We start from the raw sequence: 25,265 nt of genomic DNA on the forward strand, positions 1-25,265 counted from the left end.
AACGGCGACAGACGGGGAGTCGATAAAGGCGGACCTAAGCGCCCGCCTGGGGTCAGGAGATGGATAATCAGAAACCGTAGAGCACCGTGAGGGAGGTTTCGGTATCGGTACTTTCGGCTTCGGAAGGCGCGTTTGAATTGTGCTTGAGGCGATAGGCGACCTTCATCGACAGGTTGCCAATGATGTCGGCCTGAACGGCCGTCAATGATTCGGTGATCGTATTGTCATCTTCCAGACCCACTTCCGAACCCACTTCCTGAATGAACACCGCGTTAGGCGACAACGCGTAGTGGAAGGCCCCGGCGAAGCGCAATACGGCGCCATCCTCGGCATCTTCACCGTCGTCGTTGGGCTCTTCCAGTTTGTTAAAGCGATAACCGGCACCCGCCTTCAGATCCAGGTAGGAACGCTCGCCGTCTTCCCATACACGATTACCATAACCGGCCGTGCTGGATGACTGGAAATCGTAGGCGGCGAATCGATCGTTTTCATAAGCGCCCCGCAAGAACAAGAACTGCGTCGGATCGAACTTATAGTTGGTTTCGGCCTCGGCCTGATATTTCTCCGCTGTCGCCTCTTCTTCGCCGGTATCGGGATCTTCCCCTTCGGAGTAAAGCGACCGCACCATAGCCGTGTTGCGCCAGGTTTCTACTTCATGCTTTACCGCAAGCCGGACGTTGAAGTTGGTTTCTTCGGTATTGCCCTGGGTGATCAGCAAGCCTAGCTCGCCCTCACCTTCCCATTCATCGCCCGCATCCTGTGCCATGGCCAGTGGCGTCACCAATGCTGCGGCCCAAACAAACGAACTTCTTACTCGCATGCCTACTCCTTAAATCCTATACAACGATATGCACCAACCGCGCCCATACAACACGATCGGTGCATAACAAAAAAGGTCGTTATTCCAGACAGGCAGCGAATCTGAGCAGGTTGTTAGCGCCGTTTCTTACCGTTTTTTTGCACAGCTGTAACGACGCTACCGGTTTTCCCCCAGGCGGCTCCGCTCAGTTTGACGGGCGCGGGCGGTCTGCTTAGCCCGTTTGCGCTGGGCAATGACGCTCGCAGCCTCGCCACCGACGTGAGTTTCGCCACGGGCTTCGGCCAAACGTATTTGCTTTTCGCGCTCGGCAAATCGGGCTTTTTGTTCCGGTGAAAGCTCATCGATACACTGATGGCAGCTTACGCCCTGTTCATACTCCGCCCGCTGCTTATCCATTTCTGTAATGGGACGGCGGCAGGCATGACACTGATCGTAGCCGCCACGCTCCAGTTTGTGGTTGACCGTTACCCGGTCATCGAACACAAAACATTCGCCTTCCCAAAGACTCTCGTCCTGGGGTACGTCCTCGAGGTATCTAAGGATGCCTCCCTTGAGGTGATAAACCTCGTCGAAGCCCTGCTCCTTGAGGTAGGCCGTTGATTTTTCGCAACGAATACCGCCGGTACAGAACATGGCAACCTTGCGGTGGCGGGACGGATCCAAGTGCTTTTCCACGTAGTCCGGAAATTCGCGGAAGGTTTCGGTAGCCGGGTTAACCGCATTGCGGAAGGTGCCAACCTCGACTTCGTATTGGTTACGCGTGTCGATGAGCAGTACATCGGGATCGGAAATCAGCTGATTCCAGTCCCTGGGTTCGATATAGGTGCCGACCGTACGGCGCGGGTCGACCGTTTCCACACCCATCGTCACGATCTCTTTCTTGAGCTTGACCTTGGTGCGTTTGAACGGCTGGACATCGACAAAGGATTCCTTGAAATCCACGCCCTCGAAACGCGCGTCTTCGGCAAGCCACGCCTTGATCGCGTCGACCCCTTCGCGGGAACCGGCAATCGTGCCGTTGATGCCTTCATGCGCCAGCAACAGGGTGCCGCGAACGTCCCGCTCAGCCAGCAGTGCCAGCAACGGCTCGCGCAAACGCTCGTAATCGTCGAGCGCGGTGAACTTATACAGCGCGCATACCACAATATCGTTCATTGAATGTCTCCTGCGGGCCGGACCGTAAATCCGGAGCATGGTTTTTAAAACGCCGGTGAGTACCGGAAACGGAGCGGATTTTAACCAATGCGGGGAAGGGAAAGAAGGGGGCTTCGGAAGACACCGATGCCGTAGCACTTGTGCAGCACCTCGCATGGATTTTTTCACCAATACACTTTTTGCTCTCAACTGCACAGGCGGCAGCCCCAGCTCTTTCAGATACTGGTTGTGCGTATCGGCGACCTCGGCAAGGCGTTTTGCAATGTCATTTATCCGAGCATGAACGGCGCGGAGTATTCCTCTGCAGGTGGTTCAAAGCTCGTCTTGCTTATCCGCTGCTGTCGTCATGAGTTGTCAAGGGTTAGTCGACAACTGCACTCCGCTCTTTTGCCGTGGCCTGCTTAGTCTCCAGTTTCATCGTGTGGCGGCAGAGCTTTGGTACCTTTCGCCAGTTTTTTCTCTTCCGATTTCACGCGACGCTCCAGTTTCTTCAGGTCTTCCTCGGCGGAAAGGCGCTCTGGTTTGATGCCGCGCTGGCCTAACATATCCCGAACGCTGTTGTTGTTCTGAATATGCTCGCCCGTAATGGCATGCTCTCCCTGAAGGTCAGACTGCTCCACGTTGTGATTCGTCATCTCCGTGGCGAGGTTTTTGGCGGCGATCGTTAACGTGGGCAGAAAGTCTGCCAATGGGCGGTTTTTGACAATGCCGTAGTGATCTTTCATGGCCTGAGTCGTGTGGCCACCAAAGAGTGCCTTGTCACCTTGCGAACGGATTCGTCCAAAACCGGCCTCATCCACTCCGCGCTCGAATATGTTTTGTGACAGCGCCTTTTCCGACTCCCTTAGCCGGTCACGGGCTTCCAACCGGGCTTGCAGACGCATGCGGTCTTCTATCAGCTCCTGCCTGCGGGTCTGTACGGCAAAATAGCTTTGGGCAAAGGCGATTTCGGATTTACGTGGGTCGCCGTTTTGAGCGATCAGATAGCAGGCGTAGCGTGTGAGCATAAAATCATCGACTTCACGCTTGGAACCGCTACCGAGCGTGACCATTTTCGTGACGCCACGGAAATGGTCCGAGGCAGGGTGACCACTGGCCTCGCAGGATTCCACCGCCCGCTGAATGGCGGTCTGAAAATTCTCCCACCGGGCATAGCCCAGTAATTCCTGCAAATCACGGGCAAACCAGAATTCGATGCCCTGAGCATCCGCACGTTGCGCGGCAGATTCCAGATGGTCTCGCAGGGTCTGAAGTTGCTTATCCATGGCTCAAGTCCTTTTGGTGATTCCGGCTCTGCCTGTCTTCGCTGGTATAAAATGGGTTTTGTCGGCCAACTCTTTCCGATTGCTCACAACCGCAAGCGATCTAATTTCGCGTAGGTCCTAGTGCACTGTTTGGTTAATTCGCTGACTTACTGCGAGCTTCTGAAGGCTTTGGGCAAGGCGCTGGTCTGCAGGCATGGTGGTTCCATGTCAAAGAGCAGCAACGCAGATCCAAAGCCTTCAGAAGCTCGCCCGAAGGGAGGCCCTGAGAGTCTGGCTAGCGGCGTTGCGGCGAATCGATGTGGAACCACCACACCGTCATCACCGCGCCTTGCTATCCAGATTCTCAGGGCCTCATTAAGTCAGCGAATCAACCAAACAGTGCACTAAGGCTGCGCGGCCAACTCCCGCTCGATCACCGCCTGCATCTGAGCCCAGCCCGGCCGGGTCAGGCGGATGTTGTCGACGTAGACGGTCGGGGTGCTCGCCACGCGCAGCTGCTGGGCCACACCGACACTTTGACTGATGTCCTGGCGATGCAGCTCGGTTTCGACACAGCGCTCCAGACGCCGGCTGTCCAGTCCGAGTTCGTCGGCATAGCGGGCGAAGGTGCCCACCGGGTCGGAGGAGCTACTCCACTCGCCTTGGTGTTCGAACAAGCGGTCGTGCATGGGCCAGAAGGCGTCCTGATCTGCCGCGCAACGGGCCGCCAGAGCCGCTTCCTGCGCGTATTCATGCTGAGTCAGGGGTAAATCGTAGAATACCAGGCGAACCTGGCCGCTCTTCACGTACTCGTCGCGCAGGCGTTTGGACGCCGGGGCAAAACGCGCGCAGGCCGGACACTGGTAATCGGCGAACTCGCGAACCACTACCGGTGCATCGGCATCCCCGATCGACACGCCCACGGAATCGAACGTGGCCGGGAAAGGTTCGGCATCGGCAGACACATCCGGCAACGCATCCGATGTCGGTTCCGGCGGCTGCGTGACCCACCAAACCACCATAACTACCAGCAGCAGGGCGACAATTCCGCCGATCATCATCCACTTGCCGCCCTTATCGGACTTATCGGTCCTTTTGCGCGGCACATTCTCCCCGCTCGTCTTACGGCGTTTTGCTTCGCCCATGCCTTTCTCCTGAAAAACAGCCTTAATCAACAATGCTGGCAGCTTACACTACCGGCAGCGAGCAGCAATAGACGCTTTAGCCCGCTTTCGATAACGTGTTTGTCTGCATCGTAGATGCGACAGTCACCCTTAACGAGAGGACGCACCCGTGGCCTTGCCCGCACAATTGGAACACCGCCTGACCCTGCCCTTGATTGCCGCGCCGATGTTCTTGATATCAGGTCCCGAACTGGCCTTGGCGTGCTGCCGCAACGGCATCGTCGGCAGCTTCCCGGCACTTAACCAGCGCACCAGCGAGGGCTTCGAACAATGGTTGATTGAGATGAACAGCGGTCTCGACGCCATGCGCAAAGCGAACGCTAACGCCGTCGCCCCTTACGCGGTGAATTTGATCGTCCACAGGACCAATCCCCGCTGGCAAGCCGACCTGGAGCTATGCCAGAAGCATCGGGTGCCGATTGTGATTACCTCATTGGGCGCCGCCAGCCATGTGGTGGAAGCGGTGCACAGTTACGGCGGGCTGGTATTCCACGACGTGACCAACCAAAGGCACGCGCGTAAGGCGGCGGAAGCCGGAGTCGATGGCATTATCGGGGTAGCAGCGGGCGCAGGCGGCCATGCGGGCACGATCAGTCCGTTTGTGCTAATGAAGGAAATCCGCGACGTCTTCGACGGCACGATTATTCTCGCCGGCTGTCTGTCTCAAGGCGACGATATCCTTGCGCTCCAAGCCATGGGCGCCGATCTGGGCTATATGGGCACTCGATTTATCAATACCGAGGAGTCCCGTGCCGACAGCGCCTACCAAAGCATGATCCTGGAGGCGATCTCCGGCGACATCATTCATACCCCTGCCGTATCCGGCATACCCGCCAACTTCATGCGCCAGAGCCTGGAAGCCGCAGGCTATCCCATGGACAAACTGAACCAGCCCGGGGCCATCGATTACGGCGAAAAACTCAAACCGGTGGATGACGAGGCCAAGGCATGGAAAACGGTCTGGTCCGCCGGCCAGGGGGTCAGCACCATCCATGACGTGGTACCGGTCGATACCCTAGCATCGCGGCTGCTCGCGGAATACCGGCAGGCGCTGACTCGGCTCGAAGGCATGGCGTTCAAGCCGTGAGCCTCAGGGTGCCCCCAAGCCCAAACGAAGTTTCGTAAGCTGGCATTGGCCGACACTGCACCGGTAAACTAGGCCCCCTTAACACGAGTGCCGCCCTGATTACCGGGTGTTCTTCGCAGCCATTTCCCAACGAACGACCAACCATGAGCCAAGGCATTTCTGCCGATCCCGGGTCTTCTCCGGCCCGATTGCTGCAGTCGCTGACTGCCGCTGGCACACAAGCGCGCAAAGAGTCACTGCCGTGTTTCGCCGAGCGGCTGAGCCGTCTGTTCGGACTCGGGGACACCATGAAGCTGGATGACGCGCTCGCTTTTCGCAGCCGGCAGCCGGGCATCCCGCAGAGCGCGGTCCTGCAAGGTCTGGTGCAGGAGTTTGCCAGGAACCGGCGGCTACTGGCTAAGCGGATTCATACGTATGGGACGGACGTCGACCCCGGAGACCACCCCACTGCGGAACCTTATGTCCATGCGTTGCTGGCCACACAACGAAAGATAGCGGCCACGACCCGGCAACTGCGGGACAAGGTTCGAAAGGCCATGCAAGATCAGGGACAGAACCTGGCCCGGCTGGCAGAGCTGGATGCGGTGTTTGACCACACGATGGCCAGCTACACCGCCCAGTGTTTTGCCCGGGTTCCCAAGACGCTGGAACAGCGCTTCCGGGCTCTGGAAACTGAACCCGGGGGCGCATCCCGTTCAGGGTCAGCGCCCGGCAACTGGCTGCACCGTTACTGCGAGGAGGCGCAGAGCCTGTTGCTCGCCGAACTGGATGTCCGGTTGGAGCCGGTACTGGGTCTGCTGGAGGCCTTCCACAACGAGGTTAGCCATCACCATGAGTAAACTGTTTTTCACCCTCGCCTTTGCCATCGGCATTGCCGTGGTGGTTTGGGTCGGCGCGGGCTTTATTGGAACAAACCCGTTGGCGCTGGCCTTCACTGGCCTTATTGCCCTGATATTCGGCCTGGGATTCACCGAACTTGCCGGATTCCGCGGTACCACGGCGCGGCTTTCAGAGCGGCTGGACGATACGCCCACCCGCGAGGACCAGCTCGGCAGTTGGCTGGATGGGCTGCCAGAGCCAATCCAGTTTGCGGTTCAACGGCGGCTGGAAGGTTACGATGCCGCCCTGCCGGGTCCTCAACTAACGCCGTATCTCACCGGCTTACTGGTCATGCTGGGCCTACTGGGCACGTTTGCCGGAATGATCGTGACCCTGGGGGGAGCCGCTTCCGCCCTGGATGGCAGCACTGAGCTCAGCGCTATCCGGAGCGCCCTCGCCGCCCCCATTGCAGGGCTCAGCTTGGCGTTCGGCACCTCCATCGCGGGCGTTGCAGCCTCGGCCATGCTGGGTCTGGCCTCAACCCTGAGTCGCCGGGATCGCCTGCAAATCTCCCGTAAGCTGGACCGCAATCTTCGCCAGAAGCTGCATCACCTGTCTGCAGACTTCCAGCGTCACCAGGCGTTTACCGCGCTGCAATCCCAGGCCAAGGCGCTACCTGAACTGGCCACCACCATGGGGTCCCTGTTGGACCGAATGGAACACGTTGGTCAGCGGCTGGAGCAGTCCCTGACCCAAAACCAGCAAGAATTTCACGATACCGTCGGCAATCAATACCGGACCCTGGCGGATACCGTGGCTCAATCCCTGAAGGACGCATTGGACGCCAGCTCACGCCAAGCAGCGGAACGCATCGAACCGATTGTAAGCGACGCCATGATACGGCTACGTGACGACGCCGGGGAGCTCCACCGGAGTTGGTCATCGGCTGCGGAAAGCAAAATCGGCCACTTAGCTGAAGCCTTCCAGACCACCACGATTAAGGCCGGCGAACGCTGGCAGCACAATCTGGAAGCCCAACAGCAGGCGAGCGAAGAACACCGCCAGGCCCTTGAGGAAAGCAGCGAGCAAAGCCGGAGGCAGATGCTGGAGCTGATACAGCAATGGCTGTCCGACATGCAACGGCATCAGCAGGAACAGCAGGACCAGTTCCACGAACAGGTCAAGGCGGCAGGAGAGCAGCTCCAGAGAGCCAACGAGCACAGTGCCGAACAGTGGCGCAGCGGCCTCGAGCGTCTGCAGACCGCCAGCGAATCGCTGTTGCAGGACCTCGGCCAGACGCTGTTGGACTATCAGAACCGTTTCAACGAGAACACGGACATACTGATCGGCAACCAGAAAACCGGCCTTGAGCGTCTGACCAGCACTATTAGCGAACAGCTGAGCGCCCTCCACGCCCAAGAGGCCGATCAAGCGCAAGTGACCCACGACCGCCTTGAAACGCTGGAAGCTACTGCGGCGAGACATCTCACCGAGTTGGGCACAGCGCTTGAGGTGCCGATGACCCGGCTGATCGAAACCGCGTCGGAAACCCCCAAGGCAGCGGCGGAAATCATCAGGCAACTACAGACGGAAATTGCCCGTAACAGCGAGCGGGAAAACGAACTTTTGGAAGAACGGCAGCGGCTCCTTCAGCAACTGGATAGCCTATTGGAGACCCAGCGCACCCAGGCGGAAAGCCAGCGCGACGCGGTGGATACACTGATCACCGGGGCCAGTGAAACCCTTGATGGTATCAGCGGCCGCTTCAACGCGTTGGTCCAGGAGCAAAGCCAGCAGTTGGTTAAATTGGCTGAAGACGTCACCGGCAGCAGCCAGGAAGTTGGCGCCCTCAGCGAGGCTTTCCAGACTGCGGTCGAACTGTTCAGCACCTCGAACACCCAACTTCAGCAAACCCTGGCCGACATGCAGCACGCCCTGGGTCATGCCAGCAGCCGCCATGACGAACAGCTCGCCTATTATGTTGCCCAGGCCCGGGAAGTGATCGACCTGAGCGTCAGCTCCCAGAAAGACGTTATCGATGCCGTGGCCGCCCTGCAATCGGCGTCTCCCGCCAGCAGCGAGGCCCGCTGATGGACGTGCTTAACGACGGCGAACAACAGTCGACGCCGGTCTGGGCGATCTTCTCTGACCTGATGGCCGCCCTTGTTGGCATACTGGTGCTGATACTGGTCTGGGTCATTGGCGTCCAACTGGAGCTAAGCCAGTCCCTGGCTGCGGAAAAGGAACGCCGGGTGGCGGAACAACAGAAGCGCCAGGCCCTTGAGCAGGCACTCGAAGACCCGTTGACCAAGGGTCTCGTCACCTTCCGTGATGGCCGCATCGGGATCAGCGGCAATGTGTTATTCGGGCTGAACTCCGACCAGCTCCAGAAAGACGGCGAAGAGGTGCTGCAATCCCTGGTTGAACCGCTTGATACGTACCTGAAGAACCATAACGAGCTGCTGATGGTCAGCGGTTTCACCGACGATCTGCCGATCCATACCGGGAATCGTTATGGCGACAACTGGGGGCTCTCTGCACAGCGGGCCCTAAATGTAACCCGTGCGCTGATCGATGAAGGCCTGCCAAAGGATCGCGTCTTTGCCGCGGCCTTCGGCGAGCAACATCCTGTCGTGCCTAATGAGGACGCCGAGTCCCGCGCCCGCAACCGGCGAGTGGAGATCAGCACGGTTCCCCGGCCGGAACCGGCCGAATCCGAAGCCAAGCGATCCGGCAATGACGACTGAAACCGCAACTCACGAATCCCCACGGCAGCGGCTCGACCGATTAAGACACGCCAGCCAGCAGGCTGTCGATCCGGTCCGATTTCGCTACCTGGACGCACTGGAACGGCGGCTCCGGGAACGCGACCTGCAGCACGGCCGACACTGGGTTAAGTTGCAGCAGGCGCTGGATGATTACGAGAGGACACACCTGCGGACCACGCCTCGGGTGTCGGACCGCCACCCATCGCCGGTCAGTCTTGCGCCCTTGTCCCAACTCTCCGATCTGCTGAATGGCCAGTCACCGGCAGCAACGGCTGAAAGCACATCGCCACTGGCCGAGCTGTTCGCCGGCGATGGCGCCGAACCCGCAGATACAGCACCCGCCTATTCACCCCGGCCCCTCAAGGCCGTGATGCGTGCCCGAGCGCTCCAAAGTGAGCGGACATTGGAGCGCCGAATCCAGTCGGCTATCGAACAGTCGCCTGAAAACGCAGGCCCGATGAACGCGCACCGGCTGGTGAGTCGCGCCGTCGGGGAACTTAAGCGGCTTTCACCGGATTATCTGAAGCGGTTTGCGAGCTATACCGACCTGTTGCAGTCGCTAGAGAGGCTCAACATCAAAGGCTGATTTGGCAGGAAAAATAAGCGACCGGGTGAAAAGCGGGAGAGACAGCCCCCGGAACGGTTCCGGGGGCTGGATACTGCGGTTTACTTCACTTTCGGATCCAGTTCGCCAGCGGCATAACGCTCGAACATACGTTCGAGGTTCACCGGCTTTATCTTGCTGGCGTTGCCCGCGGTGCCGAACGCTTCGTAGCGCGCCATGCAGATGTCGGACATGGCTTTGACGGATTCCTTCAGGTATTTGCGCGGATCGAATTCGGCGGGGTTCTGCGCCATGAAACGACGGATCGCGCCAGTAGAAGCCAGACGCAGGTCGGTATCGATATTGACCTTACGCACACCGTGCTTGATGCCCTCGACGATTTCCTCGACCGGTACGCCGTAGGTTTCCGGAATCTCGCCGCCGTACTGGTTGATGATTTCCAGCCAGTCCTGGGGTACGGAGCTGGAACCGTGCATGACCAGATGGGTATCCGGGATACGGGCATGGATGGCCTTGATCTGGTCGATGGCCAGGATGTCGCCGGTGGGCGGACGGGTGAACTTGTAGGCGCCGTGGCTGGTGCCGATGGCGATGGCCAGGGCGTCCACGTGGGTCTTCTTGACGAAGTCGGCGGCTTCTTCCGGATCGGTCAGCATCTGGCTGTGATCCAGGGTACCTTCCGCACCGATGCCGTCTTCCTCGCCGGCCTGACCGGTTTCCAGAGAACCCAGGCAGCCCAGTTCGCCTTCCACTGACACGCCACAGGCGTGAGCCATTTCCACGGTACGACGGGTGACATCGACGTTGTATTCGTATTCGGTCGGGGTCTTGCCGTCTTCACCCAGGGAGCCGTCCATCATGACCGAGCTGAAACCCAGCTGAATGGAACGCTGGCACACGGACGGGCTGGTGCCGTGGTCCTGGTGCATAACCACTGGAATGTGCGGAAATTCTTCGACCGCCGCCAGAATCAGATGGCGCAGAAAGGGTGCGCCAGCGTATTTGCGTGCACCCGCAGAGGCCTGGACGATGACCGGAGAATCGGTCTTGTCGGCGGCTTCCATGATCGCGCGCATCTGTTCCAGGTTGTTGACGTTGTATGCGGGTACGCCGTAACCATGCTCGGCGGCATGGTCCAGCAGCTGGCGCATTGAAATAAGGGCCATCGGGTACTCTCCTTCGTGAAACGTTTCTAAATCAATGTTAAGCGCCGCGCTCTTCCAGTACCGCGACTGCAGGCAGGGTCTTGCCTTCAACAAACTCGAGGAAGGCGCCGCCGCCCGTCGAGATGTAGGATATTTTCTCACTCACGCCATACTTATCGACCGCGGCTACAGTATCGCCACCGCCCGCGAGAGAGAAAGCATCACTCTGGGCAATAGCGTCGGCCAGGGCCTTGGTGCCGTTGCCAAACTGGTCAAATTCGAAGACGCCCACCGGACCATTCCACAGGATGGTTTTTGCATTTTTGAGGAGCTGTGCAAATTGTCCTGCAGTTTCCGGGCCGACATCGAGAATCATGTCGTCGTTAGCGACGTCCGAAATATTCTTGGTGGTGGCGGTCGCGTTCTCGTCGAATTCCGGGGCCACAACGACGTCCACCGGCAGCGGAATCTCAACCCGTGCGGCGATGTCCTTGGCGGTATCCAGCAGGTCGTGCTCGCAGAGCGATTTGCCCACCGGATGCCCGGCAGCGGCCAGGAAGGTATTGGCGATGCCGCCACCCACAATGATTTGATCGCACACTTGGGACAACGAATTGAGGACATCCAGCTTGGTGGACACTTTGGAGCCCCCAACGATGGCCACAACCGGCTTGGCCGGATTGTCCAGCGCCTTACTCAGAGCTTCCAGCTCGGCCGCCAGCAGCGGGCCGGCGCAAGCTTCCGGGGCGAACCGGGCGACACCGTGGGTCGACGCTTGGGCGCGGTGGGCCGTGCCGAAAGCATCCATAACGTAAATATCGCACAGAGCGGCGTACTTACGGGACAACGCTTCGTCATCTTTCTTCTCGCCCTTATTGAAACGGACGTTCTCGAAAAGCACCACTTCGCCGTCGGCCACCTCGACACCGTCCAGGTAATTTTCGATCAGGCGCACCGGCTGGCCCAGCATCTCACCCAGGCGATCAGCCACCGGCTTCATGGAAGACGCCTCGTCATAGACGCCTTCTTCCGGGCGGCCCAGATGGGACATTAGCATGACCTTGGCCCCTGCATCGCGCGCCGCCTCAATGGTGGGCAGGGAGGCACGGATACGGGCATCGCTGGTCACTTGGCCGCCCTTAACCGGAACGTTCAGATCCTCACGGATCAGGACACGCTTACCGGCAAGATCCAGCTCGGTCATCTTCTTGATGGTCATGAAAATTTTCCTTTTCCAAGTCGTTATCAGGATCAGTGAAAATCGATCGCTAGTGAAAATTGTTATTCAGTAAAAATCGTCAGATAGTAAAAATCGATGGCCAGTGAGTATCGACGCCCGTTAGGCATCAGCAAAGCGGGACAGCCAACTGCGACTGACGTCGAGCATACGGTTGGCGAAGCCCCATTCGTTATCAAACCAGCACAGCACTTTTACCATCCGGCCCCCGCTGACCCGGGTCTGGCCGCCATCCACGATGACCGAATGGGGGTCGTGGTTGAAATCGGCACTGGCCAGCGGCTCGTCGGTGTAGCCGACGATGCCCTTGAGGGCACCTTTGGAGCATTCACGAATAATGCGATTGACCGTTGCAACATCCGTGGCGGTAGATACATTAACGGTCATATCAATGGCGGAAACATTCAGCGTGGGCACGCGCATGGCCACCGCACTGAAGCGATCCTTCATGTTGGGTAGCAGCCGCTCGATACCCCGCGCCAGGCCGGTGTCCACGGGCACGATGTTGTGCAGCGCGCTGCGGGTGCGGCGCAGATCGTGATGGTGATAGGCGTCGATCACCGGCTGATCGTTCATGGCCGCATGGATGGTGGTAATGGCCCCCTGCTCCACGCCGAACGCCCGATCCAGCTCCTGAATCACCGGCACCACACAATTGGTCGTGCAGGACGCGTTGGACACGATGCGATCCTCCGCAGCCAAGTCGCCCTCGTTGATTCCGAACACGACGGTGCGGTCCACATCCGGCTCGGCGGGCTGGGAAAACAGCACCCGTCCGGCTCCGGCACGCAGATGCTCCTGAGCGGTATCGCGGTCACTGAAGGCGCCGGTACACTCCAGCACCAGATCCACTTGAAGATCCGACCAGGGCAGCTCCCCCGGCTGGCTCGCCCGTAACACCTGGATCTCGTCGCCGTTGACCACCATGCCGCTCATGGTGGTGTCCACATCGCCGCGGAAACGGCCATGGGTGGAGTCGTACCGGGTTAGATGAGCAATGGTTTCCAGGCCTGACAATTCATTGATTGCCACAACCTGCAGCGCGTCCCGGTAGCCATTTTCATAGAGCGCACGCAACACGCACTGGCCGATACGGCCATAGCCATTGATTGCCAGACGATGTGCCATGACGTGGAGCTATCTCCCGCAGTAAAAAGAACGGCCGCCGAACCGGCGACCGTATTAGACTTAATTGTCGAGCAGTTCCTGAGCGGTAGAAACCACGTTGTCGACCGTAAAGCCAAAGAGCTTGAACAAATCCCCCGCCGGGGCGGATTCGCCAAAGCTACTCATGCCGATGATGCGACCGTCGAGGCCCACATACTTGTACCAGTAATCCTCGAAACCAGCCTCGATGGCGATGCGATTGGTCACATCCAGCGGTAATACCTGCTGTTTGTACTTGGCGCTCTGGGCCTCGAACACTTCCGCAGACGGCATGGAGACCACGCGAATGCTACGGCCCTGCTCGCGCAGCGCACTCGCGGCCTCTTGGGCCAGACTCACTTCAGATCCGGTAGCGATCAGGATCAGCTCGGGCTGGCCCTCGTCATCGGACAAAATGTAGCCGCCCTTGGCCGCATCCTTGAGTTGATCGTCGGTGCGATCCTGGTGCGGTAGACCCTGCCGGGAAAAGACCAAAGCGCTGGGGCCGTCGGCACGCTCCAGCGCGCTCTTCCAGGCGATGGCGGATTCCACCGCATCGGCGGGCCGCCACACGTGCATGTTCGGTGTGGTGCGTAGCGCGGTGAGCTGCTCGATAGGCTGGTGAGTGGGGCCATCTTCGCCCAAACCGATGGAGTCGTGGGTAAAGACGAAGATCGAGCGCAGCTTCATCAATGCCGACATACGCACCGCATTGCGGCAATATTCCATGAAGATCAGGAAGGTGGCGCCATAGGGCGTAAAGCCGCCGTGCAGAGCGATCCCGTTCATGATGGCCGCCATGCCGAATTCACGCACACCGTAATAGATGTAGTTGCCGCTGGCGTCATCCTTGTTAACACCCTTGCTGCCATCCCAGATAGTCAGGTTCGAACCGGCCAGGTCGGCAGAACCGCCAAGCAGTTCCGGCAGCATCGGCCCGTAGGCGTTCAGGGTGTTCTGGGACGCCTTGCGGCTGGCCACGGTTTCGCCTTTTTCCTGGCATTCGCGGATGTAGGCGTCGGCCTTTTCCGAGAAGTCCACCGGCAGATCGCCCTTCATGCGACGCTCGAACTCAGCGGCCAATTCAGGGTGCGCGCTCTTGTAGGCCGCGAAGGCTTCGTTCCAACTCTTCTGCGCCGCCGCACCTTTCTCCCGGGCGTCCCAGGCGTTGTAGATCTCGTCCGGCACTTCGAAATCGCCGTAGTTCCAACCCAGGTTCTCTCGGGCGGCAATAATTTCAGCCTCACCCAGCGCGGAACCGTGGCAGCTCTCGGTGCCCTGCTTGTTAGGCGCGCCGAAACCGATGATGGTCTTGCAGCAGATCAGCGTGGGCTGGTCAGTGTTGGCCCGGCCTGCGTCGATGGCACGACGGATTTCTTCGTCATTATGGCCGTCAACATCGGCGACCACGTGCCAGCCGTAGGATTCGAATCGTTTGGGCGTATCGTCGGTGAACCAGCCGTCCACCTCCCCGTCGATGGAGATGCCGTTGTCGTCGTAGAAAAAGATCAGCTTGCCCAGACCCAGGGTGCCGGCCAGGGAACAGACCTCATGGGAGATACCTTCCATGAGGCAGCCGTCGCCCAGGAAGGCATAGGTGTAATGGTCGACGATATTGTGGCCGTCACGGTTGAATTGCGCGCCCAGGGCCTTCTCGGCGATAGCGAAGCCCACGGCGTTGGCGATGCCCTGGCCCAGCGGTCCGGTGGTGGTCTCAACACCCGGCGTATAACCATACTCCGGGTGACCCGGCGTCTTGCTATGGAGCTGACGGAAATTCTTGATGTCGTCGAGGGAAACGTCATAGCCGCTCAGGTGCAGCAGGGAGTACTGCAGCATGGAGCCGTGGCCGTTGGACAGGATGAATCGATCCCGGTTGGGCCACGTCGTATCCGCCGGATTGTGGCTCAGATAATCGTTCCAGAGCACTTCGGCGATGTCCGCCATACCCATCGGTGCGCCGGGATGGCCGGAATTAGCCTTTTGGACCGCATCCATGCTGAGCGCGCGAATGGCATTGGCAAGGTCTTTACGGGACGGCATCAGTAATCTCCAGAGATGTACAACGGCTTGAAATAAAGCGCAAACGAACCACGCGACCGGTTCGCCAACACAGCCAGGAATCGAGAAGGCGCATATTTTCGCCGATTAGGGAGGCTGTGAGCAAATGCGTATAGCTGCCGGTACCGGAAATTCCGTAGCTGGCAAGCCTCGCGAGAAGCTGCGTGAAGAATAAGCCCTTTGACTTCAGTGCCTTTGGCAAACACCCGCTGGAAATTCAGCACCCTTTAATAACGAGTGGGATAGCAAGAAGCCGTCGCGAGCAAAGCCATGCAAACCTATATCAAAGTTTTTTGATATTGTTATTGACCGTCATACTTCAGCTCCCTACACTTCGCCTTTATGAACAACCTAGCCGAAGTTCCGACCCCCTCCAGCGCACTGGACTCCTTGGCCGCCGTCTATAAGGCGAGCGGCGATCCGTTGCGGCTGGAAATCCTGCGCGTTCTGCAGCGGGATACGTTCGGCGTGCTGGAGTTGAGCCAGATTTTCGAGATGCGCCAGTCGGGCATGAGCCACCACCTGAAAGTGCTGAGCAAGGCCGGGCTGTTGGAGCCGCAGCGGGAAGGCAATGCCATCTTTTATCGCCGCCCGTTACAACCGGCGGAAGACTCGCTGGAAAGCCAGGCGCTTCAGCAGTTGTTTGCGACCATCGATCAGGCGCCGTTACAACCGCACCGGGCGGCGGCCATCGATGCGATTCGCCACCAGCGGTCAGAACAGTCCAAGGCGTTCTTCGCCCGCTACGTGGACGAATTTCGCGAGCACCAGGAACTGATTGCCGAGTTCGAGCGCTATGCCGACCCCGTGGCCCAGCTGATTCGTTCTCGTGTCGACGGCCACTTCGACCACGTGCTGGAAGTCGGACCCGGTGAAGGCGGCTTTCTGCCGGCGCTGTCGCAACTGGCCCACCGAGTGGTTGCGGTAGACAACTCCGACGACATGCTGCGCCGAGCGAAAAGCCGCTGCGAAGACGAGGGTCTAAGCAATATCGAACTGATAGCGGGCGAGACGGATACCTTGCTGAGCCGGGGCGACACGTTCGATCTGATCGTGGCCAACATGGTGATGCACCACGTGCCCAGCCCGGCGGATATTTTTGTGGATGCAGCCGCTCTGTTGAAAGACGGCGGTGTGCTGGTGATCAGCGACCTTTGCAGCCACGACCAGAATTGGGTCAAGGCCAACTGCGGCGACCTCTGGCTCGGCTTCGAGCCGGAAGAATTGTCAGCCTGGGCCCAGGATGCGGGCCTCGCCACCGGTGAGACGCTTTTTATTGGTTTACGTAATGGCTTCCAGATTCAGGTACGGGAGTTCTGGAAGCCATTTAACGCTCAAAAGAACCCCCAAACACACCCACAGCCAACGCTGAACCATTAACCGGGCGCGACATCGCCACATCCGTCGCCGGAACACATAAGGAATTCCGATACATGTCTGACTACAACATCTTCACGTCCGAGTCTGTTTCCGAAGGCCATCCGGACAAACTGGCCGATCAGATCTCCGATGCCGTCCTCGACGCCATCCTGACTGAAGACCCCAATGCCCGCGTGGCCTGCGAAACCCTGGTCAAGACCGGCGTGGCCATCATCGGCGGCGAAGTCACCACCTCGGCGTGGGTCGACCTGGAAGATCTGGTGCGCTCGGTGATCAAGGACATCGGCTATACCTCCTCCGACGTGGGTTTCGATGGCGATACCTGCGGCATCATCAACATCATCGGCAAGCAGTCCGTGGACATCGCCCAGGGTGTAGACCGGACGAAGCCGGAAGACCAGGGCGCCGGTGACCAGGGCCTGATGTTCGGTTATGCCAGCAACGAAACGGACGTGCTGATGCCAGCACCGATCTGCTATGCCCACCGTCTGGTGGAGCGCCAGGCCGAAGCACGCAAGAACGGCTTGCTGCCGTGGCTGCGCCCGGATGCCAAGAGCCAGGTGACCTGCCGCTACGAAAACGGCCGCGTGAGTGGTATCGATGCAGTTGTACTGTCCACCCAGCACGACCCCAGCGTCAGCCAGGAAGACCTGAAAGAAGCGGTGATGGAGCTGATCGTCAAGCACGTGATCCCCGAGGAACTGCTGACCAAAGACACCAAGTTCCACATCAACCCGACCGGCAAATTCGTCATCGGCGGCCCGGTGGGCGACTGCGGCCTGACGGGCCGTAAGATCATCGTCGACACCTACGGCGGCATGGCCCGTCACGGTGGCGGCGCCTTCTCCGGCAAGGACCCGTCCAAGGTGGATCGTTCCGCCGCGTACGCCGGTCGCTACGTGGCCAAGAACATCGTGGCCGCCGGCCTGGCGGACAAGTGCGAGATCCAGGTGTCCTACGCCATTGGCGTGGCCGAGCCCACCTCCATCTCCATCAACACGTTCGGTACCGGCAAGATCGCCGACGATAAAATCATCGCCCTGGTGCGCAAGAACTTCGATCTGCGTCCCTACGCCATCACCCGAATGCTCGACCTGCTGCACCCGATGTACCGCGCCACCGCAGCCTACGGCCACTTTGGCCGCGAACCGTTCGAGATGACCGTTGGCAACGAGTCTTTCACCGCGTTCCCGTGGGAGAAGACCGACAAGGCGGCTGCGCTTAAGGATGCAGCAGGGGCTTAACGGCTAAAGCCCCTCTCCCGCCAGGGGCGAGGGGAGCATAAACACAGAATTTTTACGTCTCCGCCATTCCGCGGCGGCGACCAACAGATCCAGGAGCACAGAACATGAGCACACCGGCTGAACAACTGAACACCAACGAAGACTTCAAGGTTCGCGATATCTCCTTGGCAGATTGGGGGCGCAAGGAAATCATGATCGCCGAGAGCGAAATGCCGGCACTGATGGCCCTGCGCAACAAGTACAAGGGTGAGCAGCCGCTAAAAGGCGCGCAGATCATGGGCTGTATCCACATGACCATCCAGACCGCCGTGCTGATCGAAACCCTGATCGAGCTGGGCGCCGACGTGCGTTGGTCATCGTGCAACATCTTCTCCACCCAGGATCATGCCGCGGCGGCCATTGCGGCCAAGGGCATCCCGGTGTTCGCCTGGAAGGGTGAAACCGAGGAAGAGTACGAATGGTGCCTGGAGCGCACCGTCGGCGCCGACGTGGAAGGCTGGGAGCCGAACATGGTGCTGGACGACGGCGGCGACCTGACCGCGCTGCTTCACGACACGTTTCCGGAGATCCTCAACAAGTGCCACGGCATCACCGAAGAAACCACCACCGGGGTCCATCGTCTGCAGGAAATGATGCGTGAAGGCACTCTCAAGGTGCCGGCAATCAACGTCAACGACTCCATCACCAAGTCCAAGAACGACAACAAGTACGGTTGCCGTCACAGCCTCAACGACGCCATCAAACGCGCCACCGACCACCTGATGTCCGGCAAGAAAGCGCTGGTCATCGGTTACGGCGATGTGGGCAAAGGCTCCGCCGCCTCCCTGCGTCAGGAAGGCATGATCGTGAAGGTCACCGAAGCCGACCCGATCTGCGCGATGCAAGCCTGCATGGACGGTTACGAAGTCGTCTCTCCGTTCGTCGACGGCGTTAACACCGGGACCGAAGCCGGCGTCAATGCCGAGCTGCTGGGCAACACCGACCTGCTGGTCACGACCACCGGCAACGTCAATGTGTGCGATTCCAACATGCTCAAGGCCCTGAAGGCCGGCGCGGTGGTCTGCAACATTGGCCACTTCGACAACGAAATCGACACCGCCTACATGCGCAAGCATTGGGAATGGGAAGAGGTCAAACCGCAGGTGCACCTGATCCATCGTGACAAGGCTGCCGGCGACTACCTGCTTCTATTGTCCGAGGGCCGTCTGGTGAACCTGGGCAACGCCACCGGTCACCCATCGCGGATCATGGACGGCTCTTTCGCCAACCAGGTGCTGGCACAGATGCATCTGTTCGAGCGTCGCTTTGCCGATCTGCCTGTCGAAGCTCGGGAAAAGGGCATTTACGTTCACGTCCTGCCCAAGCACCTGGACGAGGAAGTCGCCCGGGCGATGGTCGAAGGCTTCGGTGGCACCATCACGACGCTGACCCCGGATCAGGCCAAGTACATCGGCGTTGCGGTCGAAGGCCCTTACAAGCCGGACAGCTACAAATACTGATAACCCGATGCTTTCAACCTCGGCACACACATTCCCCCTGCAAGCTGCGGGGAATGGTAGGTTGGGCTGAGCTTGCGAAGCCCAACATTCCGACCTCCGGTTACGATGTTGGGCTTCCTTCGTCAACCCAACCTACTGTGCTTCCGTGCTTATGTTGATAGCGCTACAAACCAGCGGGGCGGGAAGACCAGCCGCCCGATTTATGACGCGCGGTGCTCGTATACACGGGCGCCGATAGCAACAGAGCCAGACCATGGAAACCCAGAAACAATTCAAGCGTCGTTTCAGCTTCGAGTTTTTCCCGCCCAAGACCGACCAGGGCAAGGAAAAACTGCAGGGCGTGCGCGACAAGCTCGCCGCTGTGAACCCGGACTTTTTCTCGGTCACCTTCGGTGCCGGTGGCTCAACCCGCGACCGCACCATCGACACGGTATTGAGCCTGCATCAGCAGGGGATCTCGACCGCCCCGCACCTTTCCTGTGTCGGCGGCACCCGCGAGAGCATCGCCGAGCTGCTGGACCTGTATAAGGAAAACGGCATCAACCGCATCGTTGCCCTGCGCGGCGACCTGCCCTCCGGGATGGGCGCGGCCGGCGAGCTACGCTATGCCAATGAACTGGTGAGCTTCATCCGTGAGCACTCCGGCGATACCTTCAACATCGAAGTGGCGGCCTATCCGGAATTTCACCCCCAGGCGCGCACCGCCGAGGATGACCTGGAGAATTTCGCCCGCAAGATCGAAGCCGGCGCCAACAGCGCCATCACCCAGTACTTCTTCAACGCCGACAGCTATTTCTACTTCATCGACCGGCTGGAGACCATGGGCATCACCATTCCGGTGGTTCCGGGCATCATGCCCATCGTGAACTATTCCAGCCTGGTGCGTTTCTCCGACATGTGCGGCGCCGAAATCCCCCGCTGGATCCGCAAGCAACTCGATGCCTACGGCGACGACAGCGACAGCATCCGCAAATTCGGCGAGGAAATGATCACCACCATGTGCGAGAAGCTGCTTGCCGCCGGCGCGCCGGGCCTGCACTTTTACACCCTCAACCAGGCCAACGCCAGCCTCAACATCTGGAACAACCTGGGCTTGGCCAATCGGGACAAGATTGCGTTCTGAGCCCACAAACCGTTTTGGCCAAACCGAGGCGGTAGGGACTTGTCGCTGAAAAAGGGGGCATGGACGCCCCCTGTCCGTTTTGGCTGGCCACGGACGGCCATCCAAAATGGTGTAAGCGACAAGTCCCTGCCGCCTCGGACTCGAGCTAAAATTCTAAATCGTTGTCATACCTACTGTTTTAAAACTCCTTCCAGCGAGGTCAATTAGACCTCTAGCCAAGTCGTCAAAATTGACTTCCGGCCCTATTTAACGCCATGGTCTAAACTAGTTCGGTTATGGCATTACGAAAAACTGCAACCGTAGTGCCTGTGCTATCGACGAACAGTCACAAGCAAAACTGCCACAAGCAGAAATCGGACGACTAAAAAAAGAAACCAGGAGGTTATATGAGCAGCAAATGGCTGAAGACCGTAAGTGCAACGCTCGCCCTTACCGTGGGCTCCACTATGGCCAGCGCAGAGACCCTGCGGGCCGTCACCGACCCCAGCTTTGTTCCGTTTGAAATGATGGACCAGGAATCGGGCGAAATGGTCGGATTCGATATGGACATCCTCGCCGAAGTCGCCAAGCGCGCCGGCTTCGACTACGACCTCAATACCATGGACTTCAACGGTATTATCCCGGCCCTGCAGACCGGCAACGTCGATATCGCCCTCGCCGGCATTACCATCACCGAAGAGCGCGAGAAAATCGTCGACTTCTCCGATCCGTATTATGACTCCGGTCTGCGCCTGATGGTCCGCGCCGACAACGAGGAGATCAAGGAGTTCGATGACCTCGAGGGCAAGAAAATCGGCACCAAGATCGGCTCTACCAGCTACGACTACCTCACCAAGAACCTCGACGAAAATGAAGGCGTGACGCCCTACCCTGGCAGCGCTGACATGTACATGGCCCTGATGTCCGGCAGCGTCGACGCCGTATTCTACGACGCCCCGAACGTCGGCTACTTTGCCCGCACCAAGGGTGAAGGCCGCGTAGAAACCGTAGGCCCACTGTACGAAGGCCAGCAGTACGGCATTGCCCTGAAGAGTGGCAGCGAGCAGCTGGAAGACGTCAACAAGGCCCTGGCTTCCATGAAAGAAGATGGCACCTATAAGGACATCTACGAGAAGTGGTTCGGCAAGATGCCGGAAGACCAGTAAATCCTTGTTCGATGATGCAGGCTCTCCGTTGGAGACCTGCGTCATCGATCCCTTCCAATTGGAGAACTGACACGTGGAATCCGGCTTTCAGTTTGACTGGGGCGCGGCGATCGAGTCCGTGCCCTACCTGCTTAAAGGTATTCCCTACACCCTGTTGATCTCGTTCGGCGGCCTGTTCATCGGTTTCTTGATCGGTATCGTCATGGGGCTGCTGAGCATCAACCGTAACCGCCTGCTGCGCTGGCCTGCGACGGCCTACATCGAGATCTTTCGCGGCACCCCGATCCTGGTCCAGGTCCTGTTCATTTTCTATGGCCTGCCCGATCTCGTGGGCGGACCGATCGACGCTTTGACCGCAGGTATCGCGGCCATCGCCCTCAACTCCGGCGCCTATATCTCCGAGGTCGTGCGCGGCGGTGTGCAGTCCATCGACAAAGGCCAGACCGAGGCCGGCTTGTCCCTGGGGCTGTCACGCTCCCAGACCTTCAAGTCCGTCATCTGGCCCCAGGCGCTACGCCGCATGATCCCGCCGCTCGGCAACCAGGCCATCGTCAGCATCAAGGACACCTCGCTGTTCTCCGTCATCGGCGTGGGCGAACTGGTCCGTCAGGGCCAAATTTACATCGCCACCACCTTCACGGCGTTTGAGGTCTACTTCATGGTGGCCATCATGTATCTCGCCATCACCCTGACCCTGTCTTTCCTGCTGCGTCTGATGGAACGGCGCGGACTGGCATCGACCTGACGGAGGCTGATAATGGACAAGATCGTGCGCATGCAGCGCCTGAACAAGTATTTCGGCGAGCACCACGTCCTCAAGGACATCGACCTCTCCGTGGACTCTGGCGAAGTCGTGGTCGTGATTGGGGCCAGTGGCTCGGGAAAATCCACGCTCATCCGCTGCGTGAACGGCCTGGAGGAATATGAATCCGGCGAACTGAGCGTCGACAGTCAGACACTGGCGCCCAAGGGTGGCAACCAAAAAGCCCTGACGGAAATCCGCAAAGAAGTGGGCATGGTGTTCCAGCAGTTCAATCTGTTCCCCCACCTCACGGTGAAGGAGAACATCATGCTGGCGCCGCGAAAGGTGAAAAGCGCCGACAAATCACAGGCTACCGACATTGCCATGAAGCTACTGGAGCGGGTGGGCATCGCCAATCAGGCCGAGAAGTATCCATCCCAGCTCTCCGGCGGCCAGCAGCAGCGGGTGGCTATCGCCCGGGCGTTGGCCATGGAGCCGCGCTTGATGCTGTTCGACGAACCCACCTCGGCCCTGGACCCGGAGATGATCGGCGAAGTGCTCGACGTCATGCGGGAACTGGCAAAGGAAGGCATGACCATGATGGTGGTCACCCACGAAATGGGCTTCGCCCGGGAAGTGGCGGACCGGGTGATCTACATTCACGGTGGCCAGATTGTCGAGGAGGGCAAGCCGGCGGATGTGTTCGACAACCCGCAGAACGAACGGACCCAGTCTTTCCTGTCTCGGGTTTTGAAGCACTGACGGTTGGTTGGGGACGAAAAGGGGAGCCAAACGGGCTCCCCTTTCATTTTCCGGAAGGTTACCGGGGCGTCAAAGCAACCCACGCGTCGCGTCGTATTCCTGTTCCATCTTGTACCGCGAGTCATCGACCAAAAACTGAGCAATCTTCTTGCCCAATAGCGGAATATCGCAACGCACGTCGAGCGACACACGATTGGTACAGGCAGTCCCGGCAGACTTCAGCTGCATGTTGCCCTTTATCTTCGCCGGCACACCGTCGATCCGCACCCGGAACTCGCAGTGCCATTCCGAATCGTCCTTACGGAACCAATGCTCTTCCTGACGCACTGAATTCCACGGCCGGTGAAAGCTGGTGAGCGTGGCAGGCACCTTGACCGAGGTCGTCATTTCCCGCTCTACCACCAACTTTCCGGCGGCGTCGTCGCGCGTGAGTTCCAGGACCTGGACATTGCGATGTCCAAGCCGGTCGTTCTTGGCATAGATATGCTGCCTGTCGAAAAAGGTAGCCAATAGCTTGTCCAGGCTGACATCGTACGGGTGGACAACATCAAACTTCATGCCGTGTCTCCTGTCTTGTTATGCCCGCCATGATCCGCCAACTCAACGGCTCGGCGCATTGGCCGCGTCTCCTCGGCGGCAAGGCAAAAAAGTCAGGGGCCGGTGACTGGTACAGGAGGCACCGGGACCAGTATCATTGCGATCCAAAGAGCCGCCCCGACCGCCGCACAATAAAACCGGCGCCGCCTGAACCCTTGCGGCCCAAGAGGAGACATTCATGCGCAATGCTGACCTGGTCAAACGCGACCTTAAATCTGTCTGGCACCCTTGCACCCAGATGAAAGATCACGAATCCCTGCCGCTGATTCCTATCAAGCGTGGCGAAGGGGTGTGGCTGGAAGATTTCGAACAAAATCGCTATATCGACGCGGTCAGTTCCTGGTGGGTGAACCTGTTCGGCCACGCCAATCCGCGCATCAATGCCGCGATCCGCGAGCAGACCGAGCAGCTTGAGCACGTCATCCTCGCCGGCTTCAGCCACGAGCCGGTGGTCAACTTGTCCGAGCGGCTGATCGACGTCACCCCGGACGGCCTCAACAAGTGCTTCTATGCGGACAACGGGTCGTCGGCCATCGAAGCCGCCCTCAAGATGAGCTATCACTACTGGCGCAACCAGGGCCAACCGGCCAAGAAGAACTTCGTCAACCTGGGCAACAGCTATCACGGTGAAACCCTCGGCGCCCTCGCGCTGGGCGACGTCTCCCTCTATAAGGACACCTACGAGCCGCTGCTGATGCAGGTGATCACCGCGCCGTCGCCGGATGCGTTCAACCGCGAAGCGGGCGAAAGCTGGGAAGATTACGCGTTGCGCCAGTTCGAGGGGATGGAGAAGATTCTTGCTGAGCGCCACGACGAAATCTGCGCCGTGGTGGTCGAACCGCTGATCCAGTGCGCCGGTAACATGCGCATGCATCACGCGATCTACCACAAGAAACTGCGCGAAGCCTGCGACAAATACGGCGTACATCTGATCGCCGACGAAATCGCCGTCGGCTTTGGCCGCACCGGGACAATGTTCGCCTGTGAGCAGGCAGGCATTACGCCCGACTTCATGTGCCTGTCCAAGGGCCTGACCGCCGGTTACCTGCCCCTGTCCGTCGTGCTCACCACCGATACGGTTTACGACGCCTTCTACGACGACTACGAAACCATGCGCGCCTTCCTGCATTCCCACAGCTACACCGGCAACCCGATTGGCTGTGCCGTAGCCCTGGCGACACTGGATATCTTCCGCGACGACAACGTCATCGAGAACAACAAGCGCCTGGCCCAATGCATGAGCGAGTCCGTCGCCCACCTTTCAGATCACCCGCATGTGGGCGATATTCGCCAGCATGGCATGACCCTGGCCATCGAAATGGTTAAAAACAAAGCCAGCAAAACACCGTTTCCTTGGCAAGAGCGCCGCGGCATCAAGGTCTACCGCCACTCGCTGACGCGCCAGGCCCTGCTGCGTCCGCTCGGCAACGTGGTCTACTTCATGCCGCCGTACGTGATCACCGAGGAGCAGATCAAGCATCTGGCCCAGGTGGCTACCGAAGGTATCGAAATCGCGGTCAGGGACTAAGGAATCAGAGGTTC

At 59.2% G+C, this 25,265-nt stretch carries 22 protein-coding genes; 13 read left to right on the forward strand and 9 right to left on the reverse strand.

Annotated elements, in window-relative coordinates; translation table 11 throughout:
* Positions 1 to 67 precede the first annotated feature (67 nt).
* The 4 genes from FXO11_RS16060 to FXO11_RS16075 form a co-directional block, all read right to left on the reverse strand.
* Positions 68 to 820, reverse strand: coding sequence for a DUF481 domain-containing protein (locus FXO11_RS16060; protein WP_148863969.1), 753 nt, complete (start codon positions 818 to 820; stop codon positions 68 to 70).
* 156 nt (positions 821 to 976) lie between these two features.
* Positions 977 to 1,975, reverse strand: a complete 999-nt coding sequence (gene trhO, locus FXO11_RS16065) for an oxygen-dependent tRNA uridine(34) hydroxylase TrhO (protein ID WP_148863970.1) — start codon at positions 1,973 to 1,975, stop codon at positions 977 to 979.
* A 401-nt stretch (positions 1,976 to 2,376) separates the two neighbouring features.
* Positions 2,377 to 3,240, reverse strand: coding sequence for a DNA damage-inducible protein D (dinD, locus tag FXO11_RS16070; protein ID WP_148863971.1), 864 nt, complete (start codon positions 3,238 to 3,240; stop codon positions 2,377 to 2,379).
* A gap of 383 nt (positions 3,241 to 3,623) precedes the next feature.
* Positions 3,624 to 4,364 carry a DsbA family protein gene (locus FXO11_RS16075; RefSeq protein ID WP_148863972.1) on the reverse strand — a complete coding sequence of 247 codons (741 nt, stop codon included), beginning with the start codon at positions 4,362 to 4,364 and terminating at the stop codon, positions 3,624 to 3,626.
* A 148-nt stretch (positions 4,365 to 4,512) separates the two neighbouring features.
* Between FXO11_RS16075 and FXO11_RS16080 the strand changes: the two genes are divergently transcribed.
* The 5 genes from FXO11_RS16080 to FXO11_RS16100 all read left to right on the forward strand — a co-directional run bounded on the left by FXO11_RS16080 (position 4,513) and on the right by FXO11_RS16100 (position 9,663).
* Positions 4,513 to 5,490, forward strand: a complete 978-nt coding sequence (locus FXO11_RS16080; RefSeq protein ID WP_148863973.1) for an NAD(P)H-dependent flavin oxidoreductase — start codon at positions 4,513 to 4,515, stop codon at positions 5,488 to 5,490.
* Between the two features lie 143 nt (positions 5,491 to 5,633).
* Complete coding sequence (locus tag FXO11_RS16085; RefSeq protein WP_148863974.1) at positions 5,634 to 6,329, forward strand: DUF3348 family protein; 696 nt, start codon at positions 5,634 to 5,636, stop codon at positions 6,327 to 6,329.
* Entirely contained in the window at positions 6,322 to 8,400 is a 2,079-nt protein-coding gene (locus FXO11_RS16090; RefSeq protein ID WP_148863975.1) for a DUF802 domain-containing protein, read from the forward strand. Before FXO11_RS16085 ends, FXO11_RS16090 begins: the two co-directional genes overlap by 8 nt.
* Positions 8,400 to 9,056: an OmpA family protein gene (locus FXO11_RS16095; protein ID WP_148863976.1), complete on the forward strand. Its 657-nt coding sequence runs from the start codon at positions 8,400 to 8,402 to the stop codon at positions 9,054 to 9,056. The genes FXO11_RS16090 and FXO11_RS16095 overlap by 1 nt, the downstream gene beginning before the upstream one ends.
* The gene (locus tag FXO11_RS16100) at positions 9,046 to 9,663 is read left to right on the forward strand and encodes a DUF2894 domain-containing protein (protein ID WP_168203187.1); all 618 of its coding nucleotides are present in this window, start codon (positions 9,046 to 9,048) and stop codon (positions 9,661 to 9,663) included. The genes FXO11_RS16095 and FXO11_RS16100 overlap by 11 nt, the downstream gene beginning before the upstream one ends.
* Positions 9,664 to 9,743: 80 nt before the next feature.
* Here the strand turns inward: FXO11_RS16100 and fba are convergent, their stop codons facing one another.
* The 4 genes from fba to tkt form a co-directional block, all read right to left on the reverse strand.
* The gene (gene fba, locus FXO11_RS16105) at positions 9,744 to 10,808 is read right to left on the reverse strand and encodes a class II fructose-bisphosphate aldolase (RefSeq protein ID WP_148863978.1); all 1,065 of its coding nucleotides are present in this window, start codon (positions 10,806 to 10,808) and stop codon (positions 9,744 to 9,746) included.
* A 37-nt stretch (positions 10,809 to 10,845) separates the two neighbouring features.
* Positions 10,846 to 12,006, reverse strand: a complete 1,161-nt coding sequence (locus FXO11_RS16110; protein WP_148863979.1) for a phosphoglycerate kinase — start codon at positions 12,004 to 12,006, stop codon at positions 10,846 to 10,848.
* A 120-nt stretch (positions 12,007 to 12,126) separates the two neighbouring features.
* Positions 12,127 to 13,152 carry a type I glyceraldehyde-3-phosphate dehydrogenase gene (gene gap, locus FXO11_RS16115; RefSeq protein WP_148863980.1) on the reverse strand — a complete coding sequence of 342 codons (1,026 nt, stop codon included), beginning with the start codon at positions 13,150 to 13,152 and terminating at the stop codon, positions 12,127 to 12,129.
* A gap of 60 nt (positions 13,153 to 13,212) precedes the next feature.
* Positions 13,213 to 15,213 carry a transketolase gene (tkt, locus tag FXO11_RS16120; RefSeq protein ID WP_148863981.1) on the reverse strand — a complete coding sequence of 667 codons (2,001 nt, stop codon included), beginning with the start codon at positions 15,211 to 15,213 and terminating at the stop codon, positions 13,213 to 13,215.
* A 360-nt stretch (positions 15,214 to 15,573) separates the two neighbouring features.
* On the opposite strand from tkt, the gene FXO11_RS16125 reads away from it, so the two are divergent.
* From FXO11_RS16125 to FXO11_RS16155, 7 genes are all read left to right on the forward strand, one after another.
* Positions 15,574 to 16,611, forward strand: coding sequence for an ArsR/SmtB family transcription factor (locus tag FXO11_RS16125; protein ID WP_148863982.1), 1,038 nt, complete (start codon positions 15,574 to 15,576; stop codon positions 16,609 to 16,611).
* A gap of 53 nt (positions 16,612 to 16,664) precedes the next feature.
* Positions 16,665 to 17,855, forward strand: coding sequence for a methionine adenosyltransferase (gene metK / locus FXO11_RS16130; RefSeq protein WP_148863983.1), 1,191 nt, complete (start codon positions 16,665 to 16,667; stop codon positions 17,853 to 17,855).
* Between the two features lie 104 nt (positions 17,856 to 17,959).
* On the forward strand, positions 17,960 to 19,354 hold the full coding sequence (gene ahcY / locus FXO11_RS16135) for an adenosylhomocysteinase (protein ID WP_148863984.1): 1,395 nt from the start codon (positions 17,960 to 17,962) through the stop codon (positions 19,352 to 19,354).
* A gap of 253 nt (positions 19,355 to 19,607) precedes the next feature.
* Positions 19,608 to 20,477 (forward strand): methylenetetrahydrofolate reductase [NAD(P)H], encoded by an 870-nt coding sequence (metF, locus tag FXO11_RS16140; protein ID WP_148863985.1) that lies wholly within the window; start codon positions 19,608 to 19,610, stop codon positions 20,475 to 20,477.
* 386 nt (positions 20,478 to 20,863) lie between these two features.
* Positions 20,864 to 21,622: a transporter substrate-binding domain-containing protein gene (locus FXO11_RS16145; RefSeq protein WP_148863986.1), complete on the forward strand. Its 759-nt coding sequence runs from the start codon at positions 20,864 to 20,866 to the stop codon at positions 21,620 to 21,622.
* Positions 21,623 to 21,695: 73 nt separating this feature from the next.
* Positions 21,696 to 22,367, forward strand: a complete 672-nt coding sequence (locus FXO11_RS16150; RefSeq protein ID WP_148863987.1) for an amino acid ABC transporter permease — start codon at positions 21,696 to 21,698, stop codon at positions 22,365 to 22,367.
* A 12-nt stretch (positions 22,368 to 22,379) separates the two neighbouring features.
* The gene (locus tag FXO11_RS16155; RefSeq protein WP_148863988.1) at positions 22,380 to 23,126 is read left to right on the forward strand and encodes an amino acid ABC transporter ATP-binding protein; all 747 of its coding nucleotides are present in this window, start codon (positions 22,380 to 22,382) and stop codon (positions 23,124 to 23,126) included.
* Between the two features lie 69 nt (positions 23,127 to 23,195).
* On the opposite strand, the gene FXO11_RS16160 is transcribed toward FXO11_RS16155, so the two are convergent.
* Complete coding sequence (locus FXO11_RS16160) at positions 23,196 to 23,684, reverse strand: DUF2505 domain-containing protein (protein ID WP_148863989.1); 489 nt, start codon at positions 23,682 to 23,684, stop codon at positions 23,196 to 23,198.
* Between the two features lie 217 nt (positions 23,685 to 23,901).
* Between FXO11_RS16160 and FXO11_RS16165 the strand changes: the two genes are divergently transcribed.
* A complete protein-coding gene (locus tag FXO11_RS16165; protein ID WP_148863990.1) occupies positions 23,902 to 25,251 on the forward strand; it encodes an adenosylmethionine--8-amino-7-oxononanoate transaminase in 1,350 nt (449 codons plus the stop codon).
* The last annotated feature ends 14 nt before the right edge of the window (positions 25,252 to 25,265 follow it).

Source organism: Marinobacter fonticola, assembly GCF_008122265.1.
GTDB lineage: Bacteria > Pseudomonadota > Gammaproteobacteria > Pseudomonadales > Oleiphilaceae > Marinobacter_A > Marinobacter_A fonticola.

Coding starts and splice junctions, on each gene's coding strand:
- FXO11_RS16060 (WP_148863969.1), bottom strand. CDS start 820: ATGCGAGTAAGAAGTTCGTTTGTTTGGGCCGCAGCATTGGTGACGCCA.
- trhO (WP_148863970.1), bottom strand. CDS start 1,975: ATGAACGATATTGTGGTATGCGCGCTGTATAAGTTCACCGCGCTCGAC.
- dinD (WP_148863971.1), bottom strand. CDS start 3,240: ATGGATAAGCAACTTCAGACCCTGCGAGACCATCTGGAATCTGCCGCG.
- FXO11_RS16075 (WP_148863972.1), bottom strand. CDS start 4,364: ATGGGCGAAGCAAAACGCCGTAAGACGAGCGGGGAGAATGTGCCGCGC.
- FXO11_RS16085 (WP_148863974.1), top strand. CDS start 5,634: ATGAGCCAAGGCATTTCTGCCGATCCCGGGTCTTCTCCGGCCCGATTG.
- FXO11_RS16090 (WP_148863975.1), top strand. CDS start 6,322: ATGAGTAAACTGTTTTTCACCCTCGCCTTTGCCATCGGCATTGCCGTG.
- FXO11_RS16095 (WP_148863976.1), top strand. CDS start 8,400: ATGGACGTGCTTAACGACGGCGAACAACAGTCGACGCCGGTCTGGGCG.
- FXO11_RS16100 (WP_168203187.1), top strand. CDS start 9,046: ATGACGACTGAAACCGCAACTCACGAATCCCCACGGCAGCGGCTCGAC.
- fba (WP_148863978.1), bottom strand. CDS start 10,808: ATGGCCCTTATTTCAATGCGCCAGCTGCTGGACCATGCCGCCGAGCAT.
- FXO11_RS16110 (WP_148863979.1), bottom strand. CDS start 12,006: ATGACCATCAAGAAGATGACCGAGCTGGATCTTGCCGGTAAGCGTGTC.
- gap (WP_148863980.1), bottom strand. CDS start 13,152: ATGGCACATCGTCTGGCAATCAATGGCTATGGCCGTATCGGCCAGTGC.
- tkt (WP_148863981.1), bottom strand. CDS start 15,213: ATGCCGTCCCGTAAAGACCTTGCCAATGCCATTCGCGCGCTCAGCATG.
- FXO11_RS16125 (WP_148863982.1), top strand. CDS start 15,574: ATGAACAACCTAGCCGAAGTTCCGACCCCCTCCAGCGCACTGGACTCC.
- metK (WP_148863983.1), top strand. CDS start 16,665: ATGTCTGACTACAACATCTTCACGTCCGAGTCTGTTTCCGAAGGCCAT.
- ahcY (WP_148863984.1), top strand. CDS start 17,960: ATGAGCACACCGGCTGAACAACTGAACACCAACGAAGACTTCAAGGTT.
- metF (WP_148863985.1), top strand. CDS start 19,608: ATGGAAACCCAGAAACAATTCAAGCGTCGTTTCAGCTTCGAGTTTTTC.
- FXO11_RS16145 (WP_148863986.1), top strand. CDS start 20,864: ATGAGCAGCAAATGGCTGAAGACCGTAAGTGCAACGCTCGCCCTTACC.
- FXO11_RS16155 (WP_148863988.1), top strand. CDS start 22,380: ATGGACAAGATCGTGCGCATGCAGCGCCTGAACAAGTATTTCGGCGAG.
- FXO11_RS16160 (WP_148863989.1), bottom strand. CDS start 23,684: ATGAAGTTTGATGTTGTCCACCCGTACGATGTCAGCCTGGACAAGCTA.
- FXO11_RS16165 (WP_148863990.1), top strand. CDS start 23,902: ATGCGCAATGCTGACCTGGTCAAACGCGACCTTAAATCTGTCTGGCAC.